Source organism: Bacteroides sp. QWL-09, from assembly GCF_058683585.1.
Window position 1 is genome coordinate 2,095,741 of record NZ_CM178748.1, and the last position, 18,947, is coordinate 2,114,687.

Annotated in this window: 15 protein-coding genes; 12 read left to right on the forward strand and 3 right to left on the reverse strand. The window is 44.7% G+C overall.

The window, feature by feature from the left end:
- The first annotated feature begins 5 nt into the window (after window positions 1–5).
- From AC4PG5_RS08180 to AC4PG5_RS08225, 10 genes are all read left to right on the forward strand, one after another.
- Window positions 6–1,586: an NADH-quinone oxidoreductase subunit D gene (locus AC4PG5_RS08180; RefSeq protein ID WP_492028449.1), complete on the forward strand. Its 1,581-nt coding sequence runs from the start codon at window positions 6–8 to the stop codon at window positions 1,584–1,586.
- A 60-nt stretch (window positions 1,587–1,646) separates the two neighbouring features.
- Window positions 1,647–2,723: an NADH-quinone oxidoreductase subunit NuoH gene (gene nuoH / locus AC4PG5_RS08185; protein WP_492028450.1), complete on the forward strand. Its 1,077-nt coding sequence runs from the start codon at window positions 1,647–1,649 to the stop codon at window positions 2,721–2,723.
- A 31-nt stretch (window positions 2,724–2,754) separates the two neighbouring features.
- Window positions 2,755–3,240: a 4Fe-4S dicluster domain-containing protein gene (locus tag AC4PG5_RS08190; protein WP_492028451.1), complete on the forward strand. Its 486-nt coding sequence runs from the start codon at window positions 2,755–2,757 to the stop codon at window positions 3,238–3,240.
- Between the two features lie 4 nt (window positions 3,241–3,244).
- Window positions 3,245–3,757, forward strand: a complete 513-nt coding sequence (locus AC4PG5_RS08195) for an NADH-quinone oxidoreductase subunit J family protein (protein ID WP_492028452.1) — start codon at window positions 3,245–3,247, stop codon at window positions 3,755–3,757.
- A 48-nt stretch (window positions 3,758–3,805) separates the two neighbouring features.
- The gene (gene nuoK / locus AC4PG5_RS08200; protein WP_492028453.1) at window positions 3,806–4,114 is read left to right on the forward strand and encodes an NADH-quinone oxidoreductase subunit NuoK; all 309 of its coding nucleotides are present in this window, start codon (window positions 3,806–3,808) and stop codon (window positions 4,112–4,114) included.
- A 54-nt stretch (window positions 4,115–4,168) separates the two neighbouring features.
- Entirely contained in the window at window positions 4,169–6,058 is a 1,890-nt protein-coding gene (nuoL, locus tag AC4PG5_RS08205; RefSeq protein WP_492028454.1) for an NADH-quinone oxidoreductase subunit L, read from the forward strand.
- A gap of 36 nt (window positions 6,059–6,094) precedes the next feature.
- On the forward strand, window positions 6,095–7,579 hold the full coding sequence (locus tag AC4PG5_RS08210) for a complex I subunit 4 family protein (protein WP_492028455.1): 1,485 nt from the start codon (window positions 6,095–6,097) through the stop codon (window positions 7,577–7,579).
- A gap of 32 nt (window positions 7,580–7,611) precedes the next feature.
- On the forward strand, window positions 7,612–9,051 hold the full coding sequence (locus AC4PG5_RS08215) for an NADH-quinone oxidoreductase subunit N (protein ID WP_492028456.1): 1,440 nt from the start codon (window positions 7,612–7,614) through the stop codon (window positions 9,049–9,051).
- 213 nt (window positions 9,052–9,264) lie between these two features.
- The gene (locus tag AC4PG5_RS08220; protein WP_492028457.1) at window positions 9,265–12,069 is read left to right on the forward strand and encodes a TonB-dependent receptor; all 2,805 of its coding nucleotides are present in this window, start codon (window positions 9,265–9,267) and stop codon (window positions 12,067–12,069) included.
- A 49-nt stretch (window positions 12,070–12,118) separates the two neighbouring features.
- Window positions 12,119–13,615 (forward strand): beta-helix domain-containing protein, encoded by a 1,497-nt coding sequence (locus tag AC4PG5_RS08225; RefSeq protein WP_492028458.1) that lies wholly within the window; start codon window positions 12,119–12,121, stop codon window positions 13,613–13,615.
- 141 nt (window positions 13,616–13,756) lie between these two features.
- Here the strand turns inward: AC4PG5_RS08225 and AC4PG5_RS08230 are convergent, their stop codons facing one another.
- From AC4PG5_RS08230 to AC4PG5_RS08240, 3 genes are all read right to left on the reverse strand, one after another.
- Window positions 13,757–15,013 carry a mechanosensitive ion channel family protein gene (locus tag AC4PG5_RS08230; RefSeq protein ID WP_492030720.1) on the reverse strand — a complete coding sequence of 419 codons (1,257 nt, stop codon included), beginning with the start codon at window positions 15,011–15,013 and terminating at the stop codon, window positions 13,757–13,759.
- An 84-nt stretch (window positions 15,014–15,097) separates the two neighbouring features.
- Window positions 15,098–16,093: a DUF4435 domain-containing protein gene (locus AC4PG5_RS08235; protein ID WP_492028459.1), complete on the reverse strand. Its 996-nt coding sequence runs from the start codon at window positions 16,091–16,093 to the stop codon at window positions 15,098–15,100.
- Between the two features lie 24 nt (window positions 16,094–16,117).
- Complete coding sequence (locus tag AC4PG5_RS08240; protein WP_492028460.1) at window positions 16,118–16,942, reverse strand: AAA family ATPase; 825 nt, start codon at window positions 16,940–16,942, stop codon at window positions 16,118–16,120.
- Window positions 16,943–17,096: 154 nt separating this feature from the next.
- Between AC4PG5_RS08240 and AC4PG5_RS08245 the strand changes: the two genes are divergently transcribed.
- Together AC4PG5_RS08245 and AC4PG5_RS08250 are read left to right on the forward strand one after the other, a co-directional pair.
- Window positions 17,097–18,020, forward strand: a complete 924-nt coding sequence (locus tag AC4PG5_RS08245; RefSeq protein ID WP_492028461.1) for a DMT family transporter — start codon at window positions 17,097–17,099, stop codon at window positions 18,018–18,020.
- A gap of 132 nt (window positions 18,021–18,152) precedes the next feature.
- Entirely contained in the window at window positions 18,153–18,833 is a 681-nt protein-coding gene (locus AC4PG5_RS08250; protein WP_492028462.1) for an MIP family channel protein, read from the forward strand.
- Window positions 18,834–18,947 lie beyond the last annotated feature (114 nt).

The window sequence follows — 18,947 nt, forward strand, 5'->3', positions numbered from 1 at the left end:
AAGATATGATTTATATAGATCCCGCTGTGCTTCATCAAGAGATGGAACGATTGCGCGACGACAAACAGATGGATTTTCTGAGAAGCCTCACGGGAATGGACTGGGGAGAGGAGTCGCAAGACTCGCCCGACGCCAGCCATGGATTGGGAGTGGTCTATCACCTCGAATCGACCCAAACCGGCGAACAGTTGGCCATACACACCTCGACCGACGACCGACAGACTCCGGAGATTCCTTCGGTATCCGATCTTTGGAAGATCGCCGACTTTTACGAACGGGAAGCATACGACTTCTTCGGTATCGTGTTTGTGGGACATCCTGATATGCGCCGCCTCTATTTGCGCAACGACTGGGTCGGTTTCCCGATGCGGAAAGATAATGATCCGGAAAAGGATAATCCGCTCCGAATGGATAATGAAGAGACGGAAGACACCACTAAGGAGATTGAGTTGAAAGCCGACGGGACGATCAAGAACAAAGAAGTCTTGCTGTTTGGCGATGAGGAGTATGTGGTCAACATCGGTCCACAACACCCGGCCACTCACGGGGTGATGCGTTTTCGCGTATCGCTCGAGGGGGAAACGATCCGCAAGATCGACGCCAACTGTGGGTACATCCATCGCGGCATCGAGAAGATGAACGAGAGTCTGACCTATCCGCAAACTTTGGCGCTGACCGATCGTCTGGATTATCTAGGCGCCCACCAGAATCGCCATGCGCTTTGTCGCTGTATCGAACAAGCCATGGGTATTGAGGTGAGTCAACGGGTACAGTATATCCGTACCATCATGGACGAGTTGCAACGCATCGATTCGCACTTGTTGTTTTATTCTTGTCTGGCGATGGATCTTGGTGCACTGACGGCCTTCTTCTACGGGTTCCGTGATCGCGAGAAGATTCTCGACATCTTTGAGGAGACTTGCGGCGGGCGACTGATCATGAATTATAATACGATAGGTGGGGTACAAGCCGATATTCATCCGAATTTTGTAAAACGGGTGAAGGAGTTTATTCCTTACCTGCGTCACATCATTCGGGAGTATCACGACGTCTTTACCGGAAACATCATCGCCCAAGAGCGTTTGAAGGGAGTGGGCGTATTATCGAGAGAGGAAGCGATCTCTTTTGGATGTACCGGAGGAACGGGACGAGCTTCGGGCTGGGCTTGTGATGTGCGCAAACGCCATCCTTATGCAATGTACGATCAGGTCGATTTTAAAGAGGTGATCTATACCGAAGGAGATTCTTTTGCTCGCTACATGGTACGCATGGACGAGATCATGGAAAGCCTCAACATCATTGAGCAACTCATCGATAACATTCCGGAAGGAAACTATCAGGAAAAGACTAAACCGATTATTCGGGTACCGGAAGGACGCTATTATACGGCCGTGGAAGGAAGCCGAGGCGAGTTTGGCGTGTTCTTGGAGAGTCATGGCGACAAGATGCCTTATCGTCTGCATTATCGGGCCACCGGCGTGCCGTTGGTAGCCGCTGTCGATACGATTTGTCGCGGAGCAAAAATCGCGGACTTGATCGCGATCGGAGGTACACTCGATTATGTGGTGCCGGACATCGACCGATAGTTCGATGAGTCGTGTTTTTTTGACTCTATTTTATAAATTCTAAAGTTCACTTTAATAGATATGTTCGATTTTAGTCTTATTACCAATTGGATACATCAGCTGTTGCTGACCATCGTTCCCGAATCGGTCGCCATCTTTATAGAATGTGTGGCTATCGGCATCGGTATCATCCTACTCTATGCCTTACTAGCCATTGCGTTGATCTATATGGAACGTAAGATTTGTGGGTTCTTTCAGTGTCGTCTCGGTCCGAACCGCGTCGGCAAGTGGGGATCGGTCCAAGTGCTTTGCGACGTTCTGAAAATGCTGACTAAGGAGATCTTTACCCCTCAATCGGCCGACCGTTTCTTGTATGCTTTGGCTCCGTTCATGGTGATCATTGCGTCGTTCCTCACCTTTGCCTGCTTACCGTTTAACAAGGGAGCGGAGATTCTCGACTTCAACGTGGGAGTCTTCTTCATGTTGGCAGCTTCCGGCATCGGCGTCGTCGGCATTCTACTGGCCGGCTGGGGAAGTAACAACAAGTTTTCACTCATCGGGGCCATGCGTAGTGGCGCTCAGATCATCAGTTACGAACTGTCGGTCGGCTTAAGTATTCTCACTATGGTGATGCTCACCGGAACGATGCAGTTCTCGGAGATCGTCAGCTTACAAGCCGATGGCTGGTTCATCTTTAAAGGCCATCTACCGGCACTGATCGCTTTTGTGATTTATCTCATCGCCGGTAATGCCGAATGTAACCGTGGACCGTTCGACCTTCCTGAAGCAGAGAGCGAGCTGACGGCCGGTTACCATACCGAATATTCGGGCATGCACTTTGGCTTCTTTTATCTGGCTGAATACTTAAATATGTTTATCGTGGCGGGTATTGCGACCACCATCTTCCTAGGCGGATGGATGCCGTTTCATCTCTCGGGACTCGACGCGTTTAATCAGGTCATGGATTACATTCCGGGATTTGTCTGGTTCTTCGGTAAGGCCTTCTTTGTGGTTTTCTTGCTGATGTGGATCAAATGGACCTTTCCACGGTTGCGTATCGACCAGATTCTGAGTCTGGAATGGAAATATTTAGTTCCCATCTCCATGGTCAACCTCTTTATCATGGCCTTATGTGTAGTATTCAACTGGCATTTCTAACTTATCGTTATTTTTAATATCGTCATCAATTATGAAAGTTCAATCCAATTCCTCTTCCTATCTAGGCGGCCTCTTCCGAGCTATTCGGAGTCTGCTCATAGGAATGAGAACGACCATAACGGTCTTCTTTCGGAAGAAAGTGACCGAACAATATCCTGAGAACCGGGAAGAGCTACGCCTATTCGACCGTTTCAGAGGGACCCTCACCATGCCGCACAACACCGATAACGAGCACCGTTGCGTGGCCTGCGGATTATGTCAGAATGCTTGTCCGAACGGTACCATCACGGTCACCTCGGAGATGAGAGAGAATGCTGAGGGTAAGAAGCAGAAAGTCTTGGTGAAATACGAGTACGATCTCGGCTCTTGCATCTTCTGCCAACTCTGTGTCAACGCCTGCCCCCATCAAGCCATCACCTTCGATCAGGCTTTCGAACATGCCGTGTTCGACCGCCAAAAGTTAGTGATGCAACTCAATCGGGAAGGCAGTCATGTTATAGAAAAAAATAAAGCCTAAAAATATGGGAGCAACACTTGAAACCATCGTCTTTTATTTCTTGGCAGTCTTTATCACTGTCATGTCGGTGATGACCGTTACCACGCGACGCATTGTCCGGTCGGCCACCTATTTACTCTTTACCCTCTTCGGAACAGCAGGCATCTATTTTTTTTTGGGATATACGTTCCTCGGTTCCGTTCAAATCATGGTCTATGCCGGAGGTATTGTGGTCTTGTACGTTTTCTCGATCTTACTCACTAGTGGAGAGGGCGACCGTGCCGAGACGTTGAAACGCAGTCGATTCACAGCGGGACTACTCACCATGCTGGTTGGAGCCGGAATTGTCCTCTTCATCACGTTGAAACATAAGTTTCTGCAAACGGCGGACTTGGCTCCATTGGAGATTAACATTAAAACCATCGGTCACGCTTTACTCTCGGGAGACAAACAGGGTTACGTCCTCCCATTTGAAGCGGTCAGCATCCTCCTATTGGCTTGTATCATCGGAGGGGTCATGATTGCCCGTAAACGTTAATCCGAAAATCGTTCAACAAGATTTATCACCTTTAAAACATCAGTCATTATGATTCATATGGAATATTATCTGGTGGTATCGACCATCATGATGTTTGCCGGAATATACGGCTTCCTAACCCGTCGCAACACCTTGGCGATCTTGATCTCCATCGAGTTGATGCTCAATGCAACCGACATCAACTTTGCCGTGTTCAACCGGTTTCTCTTTCCGGAAGCCCTCGAAGGTTATTTCTTTGCTCTGTTCTCCATCGCCATCTCTGCCGCAGAAACGGCCATTGCCATTGCGATCATGATCAACATCTATCGTAACCTCCGTAGCATTCAAGTCAAAAACTTAGATCAGATGAAATGGTAGTCCGCCGGACCGCCTCCATCGCTCAATAAACGATTTATTAAAATAGATAATCATATGGAATTTACTATCCTCATACTGCTTCTTCCATTACTCTCCTTCCTCTTATTGGGAATCGGAGGAAAATGGATGTCGCACCGTACAGCAGGAACGATCGGCACTGTTGTAGCCTCCTTCGTGGCTATACTGTCGGTGGTCACCGCCATACTTTACTTCACGAGTCCCCGTCTAGCTGATGGTACCTATGCCACCTTGATGCCTTACCATCAAGTTTGGCTACCTTTCACTTCCACCCTGCATTTCGATCTGGGTATTCTTCTCGATCCGATTTCGGTGATGATGCTCATCGTCATCTCGACCGTCTCACTCATGGTTCATATTTACTCCTTGGGGTATATGAAAGGGGAGAAAGGTTTTCAACGTTACTATGCGTTCTTATCCCTATTCACGATGTCGATGCTCGGCCTAGTCGTCGCTACGAACATCTTCCAAATGTATCTGTTCTGGGAATTAGTCGGCGTCAGTTCTTATCTGCTCATCGGCTTCTATTACACCAAACCGGCTGCCATAGCCGCTTCAAAGAAAGCGTTTATCGTGACTCGTTTCGCCGACCTAGGCTTTCTGATCGGGATCTTGATTTACGGTTATTATGCCAATACCTTTAGTTTCACTCCCGACGAGTTATCGCTACTCACCGGAGGAGCTTCGATGTTTCCTCTGGCCTTGGGACTCATGTTTATCGGTGGAGCGGGAAAAAGTGCCCTATTTCCTCTACACATCTGGCTTCCGGATGCCATGGAAGGACCGACTCCGGTTTCTGCCCTGATTCACGCAGCAACCATGGTTGTCGCAGGGGTTTATCTCGTTGCCCGGATGTTTCCACTCTTCATCGCTTATGCCCCGGGGGTGCTGCACCTCATTGCTTGGATAGCCGCTTTCACGGCGTTCTATGCGGCTTCGGTAGCCTGCGTACAAACCGATATTAAACGAGTATTGGCCTTTTCAACCATCTCACAAATCGGCTTTATGATGGTGGCTTTAGGCGTCTGTACGTCGACAGAGCCTCATCATGGGGGACTAGGATATATGGCGGCCATGTTCCACCTCTTTACTCATGCCATGTTCAAGGCGTTATTGTTTTTGGGAGCAGGAAGTATTATCCATGCCGTTCATTCCAACGAACTTTCGGCCATGGGGGGACTTCGCAAATACATGCCAATCACCCACTATACCTTTCTGATTGCTTGTTTGGCGATTGCCGGCCTTTATCCGTTCTCGGGATTCTTCTCAAAAGATGAGATTCTAACCGCTTGTTACCAATACAGTCTCCCGATGGGAATCATCATGACGGTCATCGCAGCAATGACAGCCTTCTATATGTTCAGACTCTATTATGGCATCTTCTGGGGTCAGGAGAATAAAGCCCTTCATGAGGCTCATCGTCCACACGAAAGTCCCCTATCGATGACTTTTCCCTTGATGTTCTTGGCTGCAGTGACCTGTATCGCCGGATTTTTGCCTTTCGGTCACTTCATCAGTGCGAACGGGACGGCATATACCATTGAGATCGATCTGCAAGTCGCTATCGTCAGTATCGTGATTGCGATCCTATCGATCATAACGGCTACTCACCTTTACCTGCACGCCGAACAACCATTGGCCGAACAGTTAAAAAGACGGTTCAATCGCTTGCATACCGCGGCTTATCACCGTTTCTATATCGACGAGGTGTATCAATACATCACCCATCGAATCATCTTCCGCTGTATCTCGACGCCTATCGCTTGGTTCGATCGCCACGTCATCGACGGGTTTTTCAACTTCCTGGCTTGGGCCAGCGAAGCCACGAGTGATGAAATCAGAACGTTACAAAGCGGACAGGTGCAACAGTATGCTTATGTCTTCTTCTGCGGCGTCTTGGCACTGGTCTTATTACTGTTGCTTTAATCTGAACGTCTTATTCTTAATCAAAAATTAAACGATATGAATGTCTTATCTTTATATATCCTTATTCCTCTCCTCATGCTCGCGAGTTTATGGATGGCTCGAGGAATAAAAGCCATACGAGGAGTGATGGTGGCGGGAGCTTCGGCTCTGTTGGTTCTGTCGACCATCCTGACCATCCTCTATCTTAACGCCCGTCATGCCGGCATCACCGACGAGATGTTGTTTCGTGCCGATCTCACCTGGTATGCCCCGCTGAACATTGCTTATTCTGTGGGGGTCGATGGCATCTCAATAGCCATGCTTCTCTTGTCGTCTATCATCGTCTTCACAGGCACCTTCGCTTCATGGCGACTGCAACCGCTCACGAAAGAGTATTTCCTCTGGTTTACGCTACTCTCAATGGGGGTTTTCGGGTTCTTTATCTCAATCGACCTGTTCACCATGTTCATGTTCTACGAGATTGCGCTCATCCCGATGTATCTGTTGATCGGTGTTTGGGGATCGGGACGTAAGGAATACGCGGCCATGAAGCTGACTTTGATGTTAATGGGCGGATCGGCCTTCTTATTAATTGGGATCCTTGGCATTTATTACGGATCGGGAGCCGGCACGATGAATATCTTGGAGATTGCACGACTACACAATATCCCATTCGACCAACAATGTATCTGGTTTCCGCTAACCTTTCTCGGCTTTGGGGTCTTAGGTGCGCTCTTTCCTTTCCATACGTGGAGTCCCGACGGTCACGCCTCAGCGCCAACAGCCGTCTCGATGTTGCACGCCGGCGTCTTAATGAAACTTGGAGGGTATGGTTGCTTCCGTATTGCCATCTTCTTGATGCCGGAAGCGGCTAGCGAGCTCTCATGGATCTTTCTCATCCTCACAGGTATCTCGGTGGTCTATGGTGCACTTTCGGCGTGTGTACAGACCGATCTGAAATATATCAATGCGTATTCGTCAGTATCGCATTGCGGATTGGTTCTTTTCGCCATCTTGATGTTGAATCGTACGGCGGCCACGGGAGCGGTCTTGCAGATGCTCTCACATGGGTTGATGACCGCGCTCTTCTTTGCGCTCATCGGCATGATCTACGGCCGCACTCATACCCGTAACATTAAGGAGTTATCGGGCTTAATGAAAGTGATGCCTTTCTTGAGTGTCTGCTATGTCATCGCCGGTTTGGCGAATCTAGGTTTACCGGGACTCAGTGGGTTCGTGGCTGAGATGACCATTTTTGTCGGATCGTTCCAGAACTACGATATCTTCCACCGTACACTGACCATCATTGCTTGTACCTCTATCGTGATTACGGCGGTTTATATCCTACGGTTGATCGGAAAGATTCTCTACGGCACTTGTACCAACGAAGCTCATCTCAAATTGAGCGATGCGACTTGGGACGAACGTGTGGCCGTTATCGGATTGATCGTTTGTGTAGCCGGATTAGGATTAGCGCCATTCTGGATCAGTCAGATGATTGGTGACAGCGTTGCTCCTCTCCTCTCATCACTCCTACCATAACCCGTTTAAAGTAACTTATAACATTCAGACATATGAATTATTCACAATTTCTATATATGCGTGAGGAGATCTCATTGATCCTCGTCCTCCTCATCTTATTCATAGCCGACTTGTTTATGAGTCCTGATGCTCATCAAACGAAAGGAAAGGCCAGATTGAACACGGCACTCCCCGTCGTATTAATGTTCATCCATACGGGCATTAATCTGATTCCGGGAACAGCGGTCGATCTCTTCGGGGGGATGTATCACTATCTTCCGATGCATTCGATCGTCAAATCGACTCTTAACATCGGAACACTGATCGTTTTCTTAATGGGGCATGAATGGCTAAAGCGTGAAGATACTTCCTTCAAGCAAGGTGAGTTTTACATTTTAACCTTATCGACTCTACTAGGGATGTACTTCATGATCTCTGCCGGCCATTTCCTTATGTTTTTCATTGGACTCGAAACGGCCTCTGTACCGATGGCAGCTCTCATCGCCTTCGATAAATATCGCCATCACTCGGCAGAAGCCGGTGCCAAGTATATCCTCACCGCCCTATTCTCCAGTTCGCTGTTGCTTTTTGGACTCTCGATGATTTACGGCACAACCGGCACTCTTTATTTCGAAGATCTCCCTTCTAAACTTGTTGGCAATCCGTTACAGATTATGGCATTTGTCTTCTTCTTCAGCGGCATGGCCTTTAAACTCTCTTTAGTTCCCTTTCACCTCTGGACAGCCGATGTTTACGAAGGCGCTCCAAGTACGGTCACCGCTTATCTGAGCGTGGTCTCAAAGGGATCGGCTGCTTTTGTACTCTTCACCGTACTCACAAAGGTTTTTGCTCCCATGGTCGATCAGTGGCAAGAGGTGCTCTATTGGGTGATTATCGCTTCAATCACCATCGCCAACCTTTTTGCCATCAGACAGAAAAACCTCAAACGATTAATGGCTTTCTCGAGTATCTCTCAAGCGGGTTACATCCTATTGGGAGTGATCGGTGGTACCTCTCAGAGCTTAACGGCCTTGGTCTACTACGTCTTGATCTATGCCGTAGCCAACCTCGGCGTGTTCTCGGTGATCACCATCGTGGCTCTACGGGCCCATAAGTTCAGCTTGGACGACTATGCCGGACTGTATAAGACCAATCCTAAACTGGCCTTTCTGATGACGTTGTGTCTATTCTCATTGGCGGGTATTCCTCCCTTTGCAGGCTTTTTCTCGAAGTTCTTTATCTTCATGGCAGCGTTTAATGCCGGGTTCCATTTACTTGTTTTCATCGCTTTGGTCAACACCGTCATTTCGCTCTACTATTATTTATTAGTGGTGAAAGCCATGTACATTACACCGTCGGAGACTCCCATACCGTCATTCAAGAGTGATACGTTCACTCGCATCGGTTTAGCCATTTGCACCTTAGGCATCATCGGTTTAGGAATAGCCAGCGTGGTTTACCAATCGATCGATCAATTCTCATTCGGTTTATAACAGACCAATAACACACCATCTTTCGGGCTAGTTGGGACAACTGATTTGTTCCAACTAGCCCGAACTGTTTTTAGTCCCCTCCTCCCTTCCTCTTAGCGTCCTCCTCATTCATACAATTGTAACGACTATTGCGCTATGATGTAACCTGAATGTTTCTAAAATGTAATGATAAAGGAAGATCTTTGCAACGATTAAAGACAAGGACATAAACTTATGAAAAAATTATTCATTCTCTTTTTCTTTTGGGCTGTTGGTCTTGCGGGTAACGCCAATGCAGTGATTCAAGAAACTTATGAAACGATTAAAGGGGTCATTATTGACAAACAAACCAAAGAGCCCCTTATAGGAGCCACCGTACAAGTATTAGGGACGACACAAGGTGCGGTAGCCGACATGGATGGAAACTATGTCATCAACTTAAGAAAAGGAACCTATACCCTGGAATTCAAATATGTGGGTTACAAAGCGATCGTTCTAAAAGCCCTAAAAATCAGTCATGAAACGGTGTTGAACATTGAAATGGAATCGGATGCCCACCTCTTAAATGACGTCACGGTTGTGGCTCAAATGAAGAGAAATACCGAAATGGCTCTCATGACCGATCAACGACGAAGTTTGGTCGTACAATCGGGGGTATCGGCACAACAGATCACTCGCACTCAAGATAAAGATGCTTCGGAAGTCATCAAACGTGTACCGGGCATCAGTATCATCGACAATAAGTTCGTCATGGTGCGTGGGCTATCACAACGGTATAACAATGTCTGGATCAACGGCAGTGCGGTTCCGAGTTCAGAAGCCGATTCACGGGCATTCTCTTTCGATCTTATTCCTTCCTCTCAGCTCGACAATATGATTGTGGTGAAAAGTCCCGCGCCTGAATATCCGGCCGATTTTAGTGGCGGTTTCATTCAGATCCACACCAAAGATATTCCGACTAAGAATTCGTTTACCATCGGAATGAGTGGAAGCATAAACGATCAAACGCATTTTACTCCATTTCTTTACAATCCGGGTAGCTCGACCGATTTTCTAGGATTCGACAACGGATTGAGAACGCTTCAAGGGGGGATTAATGCGAAACTACAATCGATTGCCGATCGTGGGGTTGATCTCCAAAACAACGGGTTCAACAACAATTGGATGATCAAGCGTCGAACTCCCATCGCCGACATGGGGCTAAATATGGACTTCAGTCGCCATCATGAGTTTGCAAACGGAAGTCAGTTGGCCCTCTCCGGTGCCATGAACTACAGTACTGCTTACAAGAGCTATGAGGACATGGAGAATTCGCTCTTCGGAGCTTACGATACGGCAAACGACCGCAGCAACTACTTAAGAAAGAGTACCGATAATCAATACAATCACGATGTACGTTTAGGTGCCATGCTCAATCTGACTTTTGCTCCAAAAAACAATATTAGCCGATTTGAGTTTAAGAATATCTTCAATCAGCTCGGCAAAGATCGGTACACCAATCGTAAAGGATTCGATTCCCAAGACAATCAAATGGAGAGTGCGGAATATTATTATAGCAGTCGCACCACCTATAATGGTCAGTTCACGGGCAAACATACGTACCGCAATAGTGTATTGGACTGGAGTACCGGATATGCCTATTCTAATCGCAACTTACCCGATAGACGACGCTATACGATCAACGATGCTCTGGAAGAAGGCGTCATGTCCCTATCAAAAGGAAACGATATCAATCGTGAATACACCGAACTAAACGAGCACATCGTCTCCGGAAGCCTTAACTACAAATATGACTTTGACTGGGGCAATGAGATTAAACCAACGCTTAAAACAGGCGCGTACGGGGAATACCGCACTCGAGATTATACCACTCGTCAGTTCGACTATTATTGGAACCAGAGTCAAAACACTTTACCATCGGACTTCCGCCATATGGATATCGCCAACGAATTGCTAACCGACAAGCATTACGGTGCAGACAAACTATATCTCTTGGAAGAAGTGAAATGGCGTAATAACTACGAAGGTAATAACCTATTGTTGGCGGGCTATCTAGGAATGAATCTCCCACTCGGTGATTTTAATATTTACACCGGACTCCGTTTCGAGCATAATAACATGGAGTTAATCGGCAATACCCGGGATGCGGAAAAGAGTCCTAAAAGCACATTCTATACCTATAATGATCTCTTCCCTTCATTGAATATGTCGTACAAGCTAACCGAGCAGCAGCAGTTACGCCTATCGTATGGGCGATCGGTCAACCGTCCGGAGTTTCGCGAAGTCTCTTCCTCCGTATTCTACGACTTTGACTTGGGCAGTGCCGTACAAGGTAATACGGAATTGCGGAATAGCTATATCAACAATATTGATTTCAGATATGAATATTACCCAAGCAGTGGAGAAGTGATTTCCGCCGCAGTCTTTTACAAGCAGTTCAATGATCCGATCGAATGGGTCTATACCGTAACGGGAGGTACCGACTTAGTCTATTCGTTCAATAATGCCCAAAGTGCTTATAGTTTGGGGGTAGAAGTTGATATCCGCAAAGATCTTGCATTCATCGGACTAAGCAACTTCACTTGGTCTTTCAATGGGGCCTTAATCAAGAGCAAAGTGAACTTCGAAAAAGGATCGAGAGAACGCGATCGCCCCATGCAAGGACAGTCTCCCTATTTGGTCAATACCGGATTATTCTACCAAGGAGAGGCATTAAACGTCGGTTTACTCTATAACCGAATAGGGAAACGCATCATTGGCGTAGGACGTACCGTGGGACTGACCGGTGGAGAGAATACCGTAAACATTCCTAATTCTTATGAAATGCCGCGCAACGTGATCGACTTAAGCGCATCGCTTAAGCTCAACAAACATTGGTTGATTAAAATGGGTGTTCGCGATCTACTAGCCGAAAGAGTTTATTACAAACAGTTCACAGAAGTTACACATAAAAACGGAACGACTGAGAATATTGAAGAGATTACCAAATCTTACCAACCCGGAAGAAATTTCAATTTAAGCATTAATTATACTTTCTAACATAAATCTCTCAACAGAGAAAAAGATTGTCGAACAAAAACAAAAACAAATGAAAACATTCGGTTTTTTAAAGTTAGCTGTAGCAGGTTTGTTAGTAACCACACTTCAAACAGCTTGTAGTCAAAGCAATGACAACGTTAATCCAACTTCTCCGGACGAAGAAATTATCTTCTCAACCGACGGCGGATTGACTGCTGCCAACAAAATTCTATTCAAGAACAATGAACTTGGCAACGGTGACGATGAATTTGTATTCAAAGGAACACAAACCCTAAAAAAAGGTACATATACGCTAAGAGGTTGGGTATACATTGCTGAAGGTTCTGTATTGACCATCGAACCCGGAACAATCATCAAAGGAGACAAAACGAGTAAAGCTGCGCTGATCGTTGAGCGTGGTGGTAAGCTCATGGCCAAAGGAACGGCCAATGAGCCCATCGTATTCACTTCAGCCCAATCTAAGGGAAATCGTAAACCTGGCGATTGGGGTGGTTTGATTATCTGTGGTAAAGCTGTTAATAATCAAAATGAGATGCAGATAGAAGGTGGCCCACGTACAAAGCATGGCGGAAATGATGATGCCGACAACTCTGGCATTTTGAGCTATGTCCGCATCGAGTTTGCCGGTTATCCCTTCGCAGCCAATCAGGAGATCAACGGACTAACACTCGGATCTGTCGGAAGTGGTACGCAAATCGATCACGTACAAGTGTCGTACTCCAATGATGACTCTTATGAGTGGTTCGGTGGAAAAGTGAATTGTAAATACCTTATTGCGTATAAAGGTTGGGATGACGACTTTGATACCGACAACGGTTACTCCGGAAAAGTGCAATTCGGACTATCAATCCGCGACCCAAAGTTGGCCGACACTTCTTTATCTAACGGATTTGAATCGGACAACTGGAAAGACGGAACCAATATTAATCCGATGACTAAAGCCATATTTAGTAACATGACCTTTGTCGGGCCTAAAGCTATGGCAAATGACTTTGTGAATAACGACACTTATATTAACGGAGGTGATTATAACCCGAACAATGGATCGGCCTTAGGTAAATACCAAGCCGCCATGCAGATTCGTCGTTATAGCAATCTAAGCTGCTTTAACTCCATCGCTATCGGTTATCCGGTAGGATTGATCATAGAGAATGACAAGGGCGATGCCCAAGGCTCTGCTCGTGCAGAAGAACTCAAACTTCAAAACATCTGGTTTGCAAATATGGACATCACCGGAAGTGATAAAAACAAAACGTGGACCAACGTCCCACTAGATGGCAATGGTGCAGAATCATTCTCATCAGCCTTCTTCAAAGCACAAACCGGAAACAAAGAAGTCACAACGGCTGAGATGAAACTCACATCAGGGGCTAACCTAAGCATATCGTGTATACCTTCAGCAAGCAGTCCGTTATTAACTGCTGCGGCATTCAACGACAACTTACTAAACGGTTTCGATCAAGTAAATTATATCGGTGCTTTCACGACCAACGATAACTGGCTAACAGGATGGGCTAACTTTGATCCTCAAAACACAGATTATTAAAAATCAACGTTCAGTCTATCTTCAAAGAGACAAAACAAATTCGCTTCCAAATTATTCGTCTAATTTGGAAGCGAATGCTGTATAAATCTCCTCCGTTGTCTCATTCAGGCCCAAGGATCCTTCTACAACTCAAAAACGGTGCTAAGCCGTTCTATCTGCCATTTTTTGCCAGTCATGCCCTGTCGGATTTTGGAATACCCTCAATCCAAATTCCGGAATAATCGCTAAGACATGATCAAAGACATCGGCTTGAATCTCTTCATACGCCACCCAATCTTTTATCGAAGAAAAGAAATAAAGCTCCAATGGAATTCCTTTTTCAGTCGGTTGCAATTGACGTACCATACAAGTCAGCTCATGATTAACCACGGGCAAACTCTCCAAATAACTCGTCAGATAAGCGCGAAAGACGCCCAAGTTGGTTTGGCGACGCCCATTGACCAATACCGAATTATCAATCTGATTGGTATCGTTATAGTTCTTGAGCACCTCTTCGGTCTCCTCGACATAACTCTTTAGTAATTGGATCTTGCGGTACTTTTCCAACATCTCCGGTGTACAAAAGCGCACACTTTGCATATCGATATTAATAGAACGTTTAATCCGACGCCCTCCCGATTGCAACATACCTTGCCAGTTCTGAAAAGAGTCACTCACCAATAGGTAAGGTGGAATCGTCGTGATGGTATTGTCCCAATTGCGGACTTTCACGGTATTGAGGGTGACTTCAATCACCGTTCCGTCGGCACCATACTTAGGCATGCTGATCCAATCGCCCACCTTCAACATGTTATTGGCAGACAATTGAATACCAGAGACAAATCCCATGATCGTATCTTTAAAAACCAACATCAAGATAGCAGCCGATGCTCCTAATCCCGTGAGTAACACCATCGGACTTTTATCCATCAGAATACTGATAATGATAATTCCACCAATGAAAAAAAGGAACACATGTGCCGTTTGAAGCAACCCCTTCAAAGGTTTATCGCGAAATTGTTCTTTCTCGCTATAGACATGATAGATGGCGGACAAAAAGACGCCGATAAAACGTAAGAAAACCGCAATGATATAGATGAGACAAAGACGTCTCATAAATTCCAGCAATTCACCATTATCATGTTCGGGAAAAGCCATAGGAACAACAACATAAAATATAATAGGCCCTACCAACCGACTGACGTGCACCATGACTTTATGATCGAATACAATATCATCCCATGTTGCTTTGGTACGTTTAACGATCTTAGCGACACTTCGTAAAATGACATGTTGCGAAATCAAATTAGCCAACAAAGCAATTCCCCCAATCAAAATCAAAATGATGAAATTATCTAATTTATCAGCTAACGATTGCTCTATTCCTATAGACCGCAAGCCATCATTGATTTGTTTCATCAACAGATCACCAAACGTAGGAGAAACAGTAACTTGACATAAAATATTCACAAAACCAGTTAATAACATCATCTTTAGTACTACTTATTTATTCAACATTTTTTTTAGATCTTCACAAAGCCATTGGTATAAAAACAGACCTTTATAGGCAATGTTTTTCCTTAACATGACTTCCACACTAGCCACACTATTCTGATAACAAGTCAGCTCGTTGCGAAACTGTTCGTCATGTTCGGATAAACGCTTAATCTCCTCTTCACGTTCACGCCTAAGAATCGTACAAACAGGATTGAGGATCTTCAACACCACATTATTCATAATATGATGCCCTTGCATGTAGAGGTAGGTCGTCTCTGAAGTCAGCCCTAATTTGCTTAACTCTTCTGCAAGTCGCTTCACATCATCTGTCTTATCCACGTATAATTGTGACAATTGGTGTAATTTAACGTTCACCTTTCTCTTGACCCGTTCAAGACTTTTCTCCGGACGAGAGACTGAGAAATCACGCAATAAGGTGCAATTATTAAGTTCATACATCGGAAAGGTATGCGTATCACGTTGACGATAAAAATAAATATTCCATAAGAACAATGGGTAGACGACCTCCGAATATTGTTTCATAAAAACTTCGAAGTCAAACAGAGTACGATCATTCAACGTCGCCTGCACACAGACTTCATGTAAACTTTCAGCAAAGCACTGATAGTTCTCTATCGCATAGGCATACGTCTGATAAATATAGTGGTTATGGTTTAACTTTCGCGAAGTAAAGGTCGTCTCCTGCAATAGGAAGTCGTAATCACTATCCACACAAGCGATCATGCTCGTCCCCAACGCTTCGGTATCAAGCGTATTCATTAAGACCATTTTCTTGCCTTTCGTTAACGACACGGACGAAGGTAACATGACTTGAAAATAATAGTGATCCGTCTCAAAGGGTTCTAAAAGTGCACGCCAAAATGCTACATCATCATAGCTTTCGACATAAGCGACAATCCGTTTACGCACATTCTTCGGATAAAGTTTGTGTGCAGCAGTAAAGTAAGAAGAAGTTAAGTTATGAATTAAAGTTGTTGCCATACGACACTCCTTTTGCTTTTCAATTTAGAGAACAGTTGCAATATCACTCACTTCAGTCACCGCATCCAACCACCCTTCCATGATGACTGCCGGCGAATGGGTACTCAGTACAATTTGTACGTTTGGATTTAATTCCCGAATCAGCTTAATTAGCTTTTGTTGCCATTCAATATGCAAAGATGCCTCGGGTTCGTCCATAAATAAAACAGCATGTTGATTATCTTGTACCAAAGCTGTTAGCAAAATAATAAGCATTTGTTTCTCTCCGGAAGAAAGTTTATAGGGCAGCAGCAGTTCTTCATCTTGATAGAAAGCGATATCATTCCTTTTGCGGTCAATTTTCTTTCGAGTATAACTAAATAAATCATCAATCATATTCTGGAACCGTCGTTTACCCGAAGACAGCTTTTCAGCAGCTTCTCGACCGGAGTCACCACCTTCCGATAAGCAGTCAATCATTTGATTACCCATATTAACTTGATAATCGAGATATCGTCGTTGTAAAAGATACAATTGCCAATCCAACTCCGATTTAATTTCCTTATCCACCATCTTAGCCGTAAAATCGCCCATCATCAGAGGTCGATCATAACTACGAATCACATCATACGGAATATAAGTCGCTTCCGGATCATCAAAAAAAAGAATCACTCCATTTTTCTCATCGCTCTTCATTTCGCCGGAAAGCTTTTCCAGATACCCCACAGATCGATTGAGAATGGTTGTTTTTCCAACCCCGTTGATTCCGGATAGGATATTTACATCTGCTCGCAAATCCCAATTAATATCATACTTTCCCCAAAGTCCGCTGATCTCAATACGACGAATATATTTGGCTTGCTTTTCCATATAGATTGAATTAAAATGATTAGATAGACAAACTTACAAAAAAAACTGAATTAATAAAAAGCAAAAAAACAGGAAAGATGATTTTATATGAAGAAATATCTAACTTTGCCAAATAATTCTTTTTTAGTTTTTTATTCAAAAAACACCCATTGCAATGAACCATCCAAACAAAATACAAGGCCATACCTTTGCCCTTCTAGCCAATGTGATGTGGGGATTAATGGCCCCTATTGGGAAATCGGCACTTCAAGTCTTTCATCCGCTTTCGCTCACAACTTTTCGCATGGTTGGTGCAGCAATCGCTTTTTGGATACTTTCAGCCTTCTTCAAAAGCGAACCCATCAACCGTACCGATCGTCTTAGAATTCTCTTTGCCTCCTTCTTTGCTCTCATCTTTAACCAAGGTGTTTTTATTTATGGATTATCATTGACCTCCCCTATTGATGCCTCCATAGTTACCACCATGCTCCCCATCATCACCATGATTGTAGCTGCTTTTTATCTGAAAGAGCCCGTAACCAACAAGAAGATTATAGGCATTATAATGGGAGCGTTGGGAGCCATCACACTGATCATCAGCAGTCATCAAGGCAGCACAAGCGAAAGCAATCTATTGGGAAATTTACTTTGCTTAAGCGGACAGTTTAGTTTTGCCATTTACCTTACCGTCTTTAAAAATCTGACTCAACACTACTCTGCCATCACTATTAATAAGTGGATGTTCCTCTACGCGGCATGTTGTTATTTGCCCTTCTCCTTTCAAGAATTAATCGCCACCCCTTGGGTAAGTATCCCTCCTATCGCTTTCTGGCAAGTAGCCTATGTTGTTCTTGGGGGTAGTTTTCTTGCTTATTTGCTTCTCATGACTGCACAACGCATTCTTAGACCTACTGTTGTGAGCATGTATAATTACATGCAACCCATTATGGCGACCATAGCAGCATTAATAATGGGGATAGGGACTTTTGGATGGTCAAAAGGAATAGCAATTTCATTTGTATTTGGAGGCGTATATATGGTTACCAAAAGTAAATCTCGAGCCGATATTATTCAAGAAAAACTAAACAAGTCAAGTTGATTTATCAATTTGATATTCAACAATTTTGCATTAATCTTTGTTTTCTATTAGAATACCTTTGTACGAATAGATGCCAATACAAATACTGTAAGGCAAATCTATACATTAATTATAAATTAAAAATTTTAATCTATGAAAAAGTACTTAGCAGAAGCTATAGGAACAATGGTGCTCGTCCTTATGGGATGTGGAAGTGCTGTTTTTGCAGGAAGCATAGCCGGCACCGTCGGTAGTGGAGTCGGAACCCTAGGTGTAGCGCTCGCATTTGGTTTAGCCGTTATTGCTATGGCTTATACTATTGGAAATATCTCTGGTTGCCACATCAATCCAGCTATCACACTGGGAGTTTACCTTTCCGGAGGGATGAAAACTAAGGAAGCCATGATGTATATGTTTTATCAAACCGTTGGAGCCATCATTGGCTCTGCAATTATTTACGAGCTTGTAACTACAGGTAGCCATGCAGGACCAACCATGACTGGAGCGAATGGGTTCGCAGAAAGTAATGTTCTACAAGCCTTTATTGCAGAAACGGTATTTACTTTTATTTTTGTTTTAGTCGTTTTAGGAACAACCGATAAAGAAAAAGGTGCAAAACAATTTGCCGGATTAGCAATTGGTCTGACACTCGTTCTCATCCATATTGTCTGCATACCAATAACCGGCACTTCCGTTAATCCTGCTCGCAGTATTGCTCCCGCTCTATTTGAAGGTGGCCAGGCACTCGCACAACTTTGGCTATTTATTGTTGCCCCATTTGTTGGAGCTGCGCTATCCGCTATTGTTTGGCGTACTCTGAAAGAGAGTAAATAACATTCAATTAAAACAAACCCTACCCAGCCTAATGATAAGAACAAGTTAGTTCTAAAGATGCAAAGTTGAAAATCAAACATTGAAGTCATAAGTAACTTGTCTCGTATCTTAACC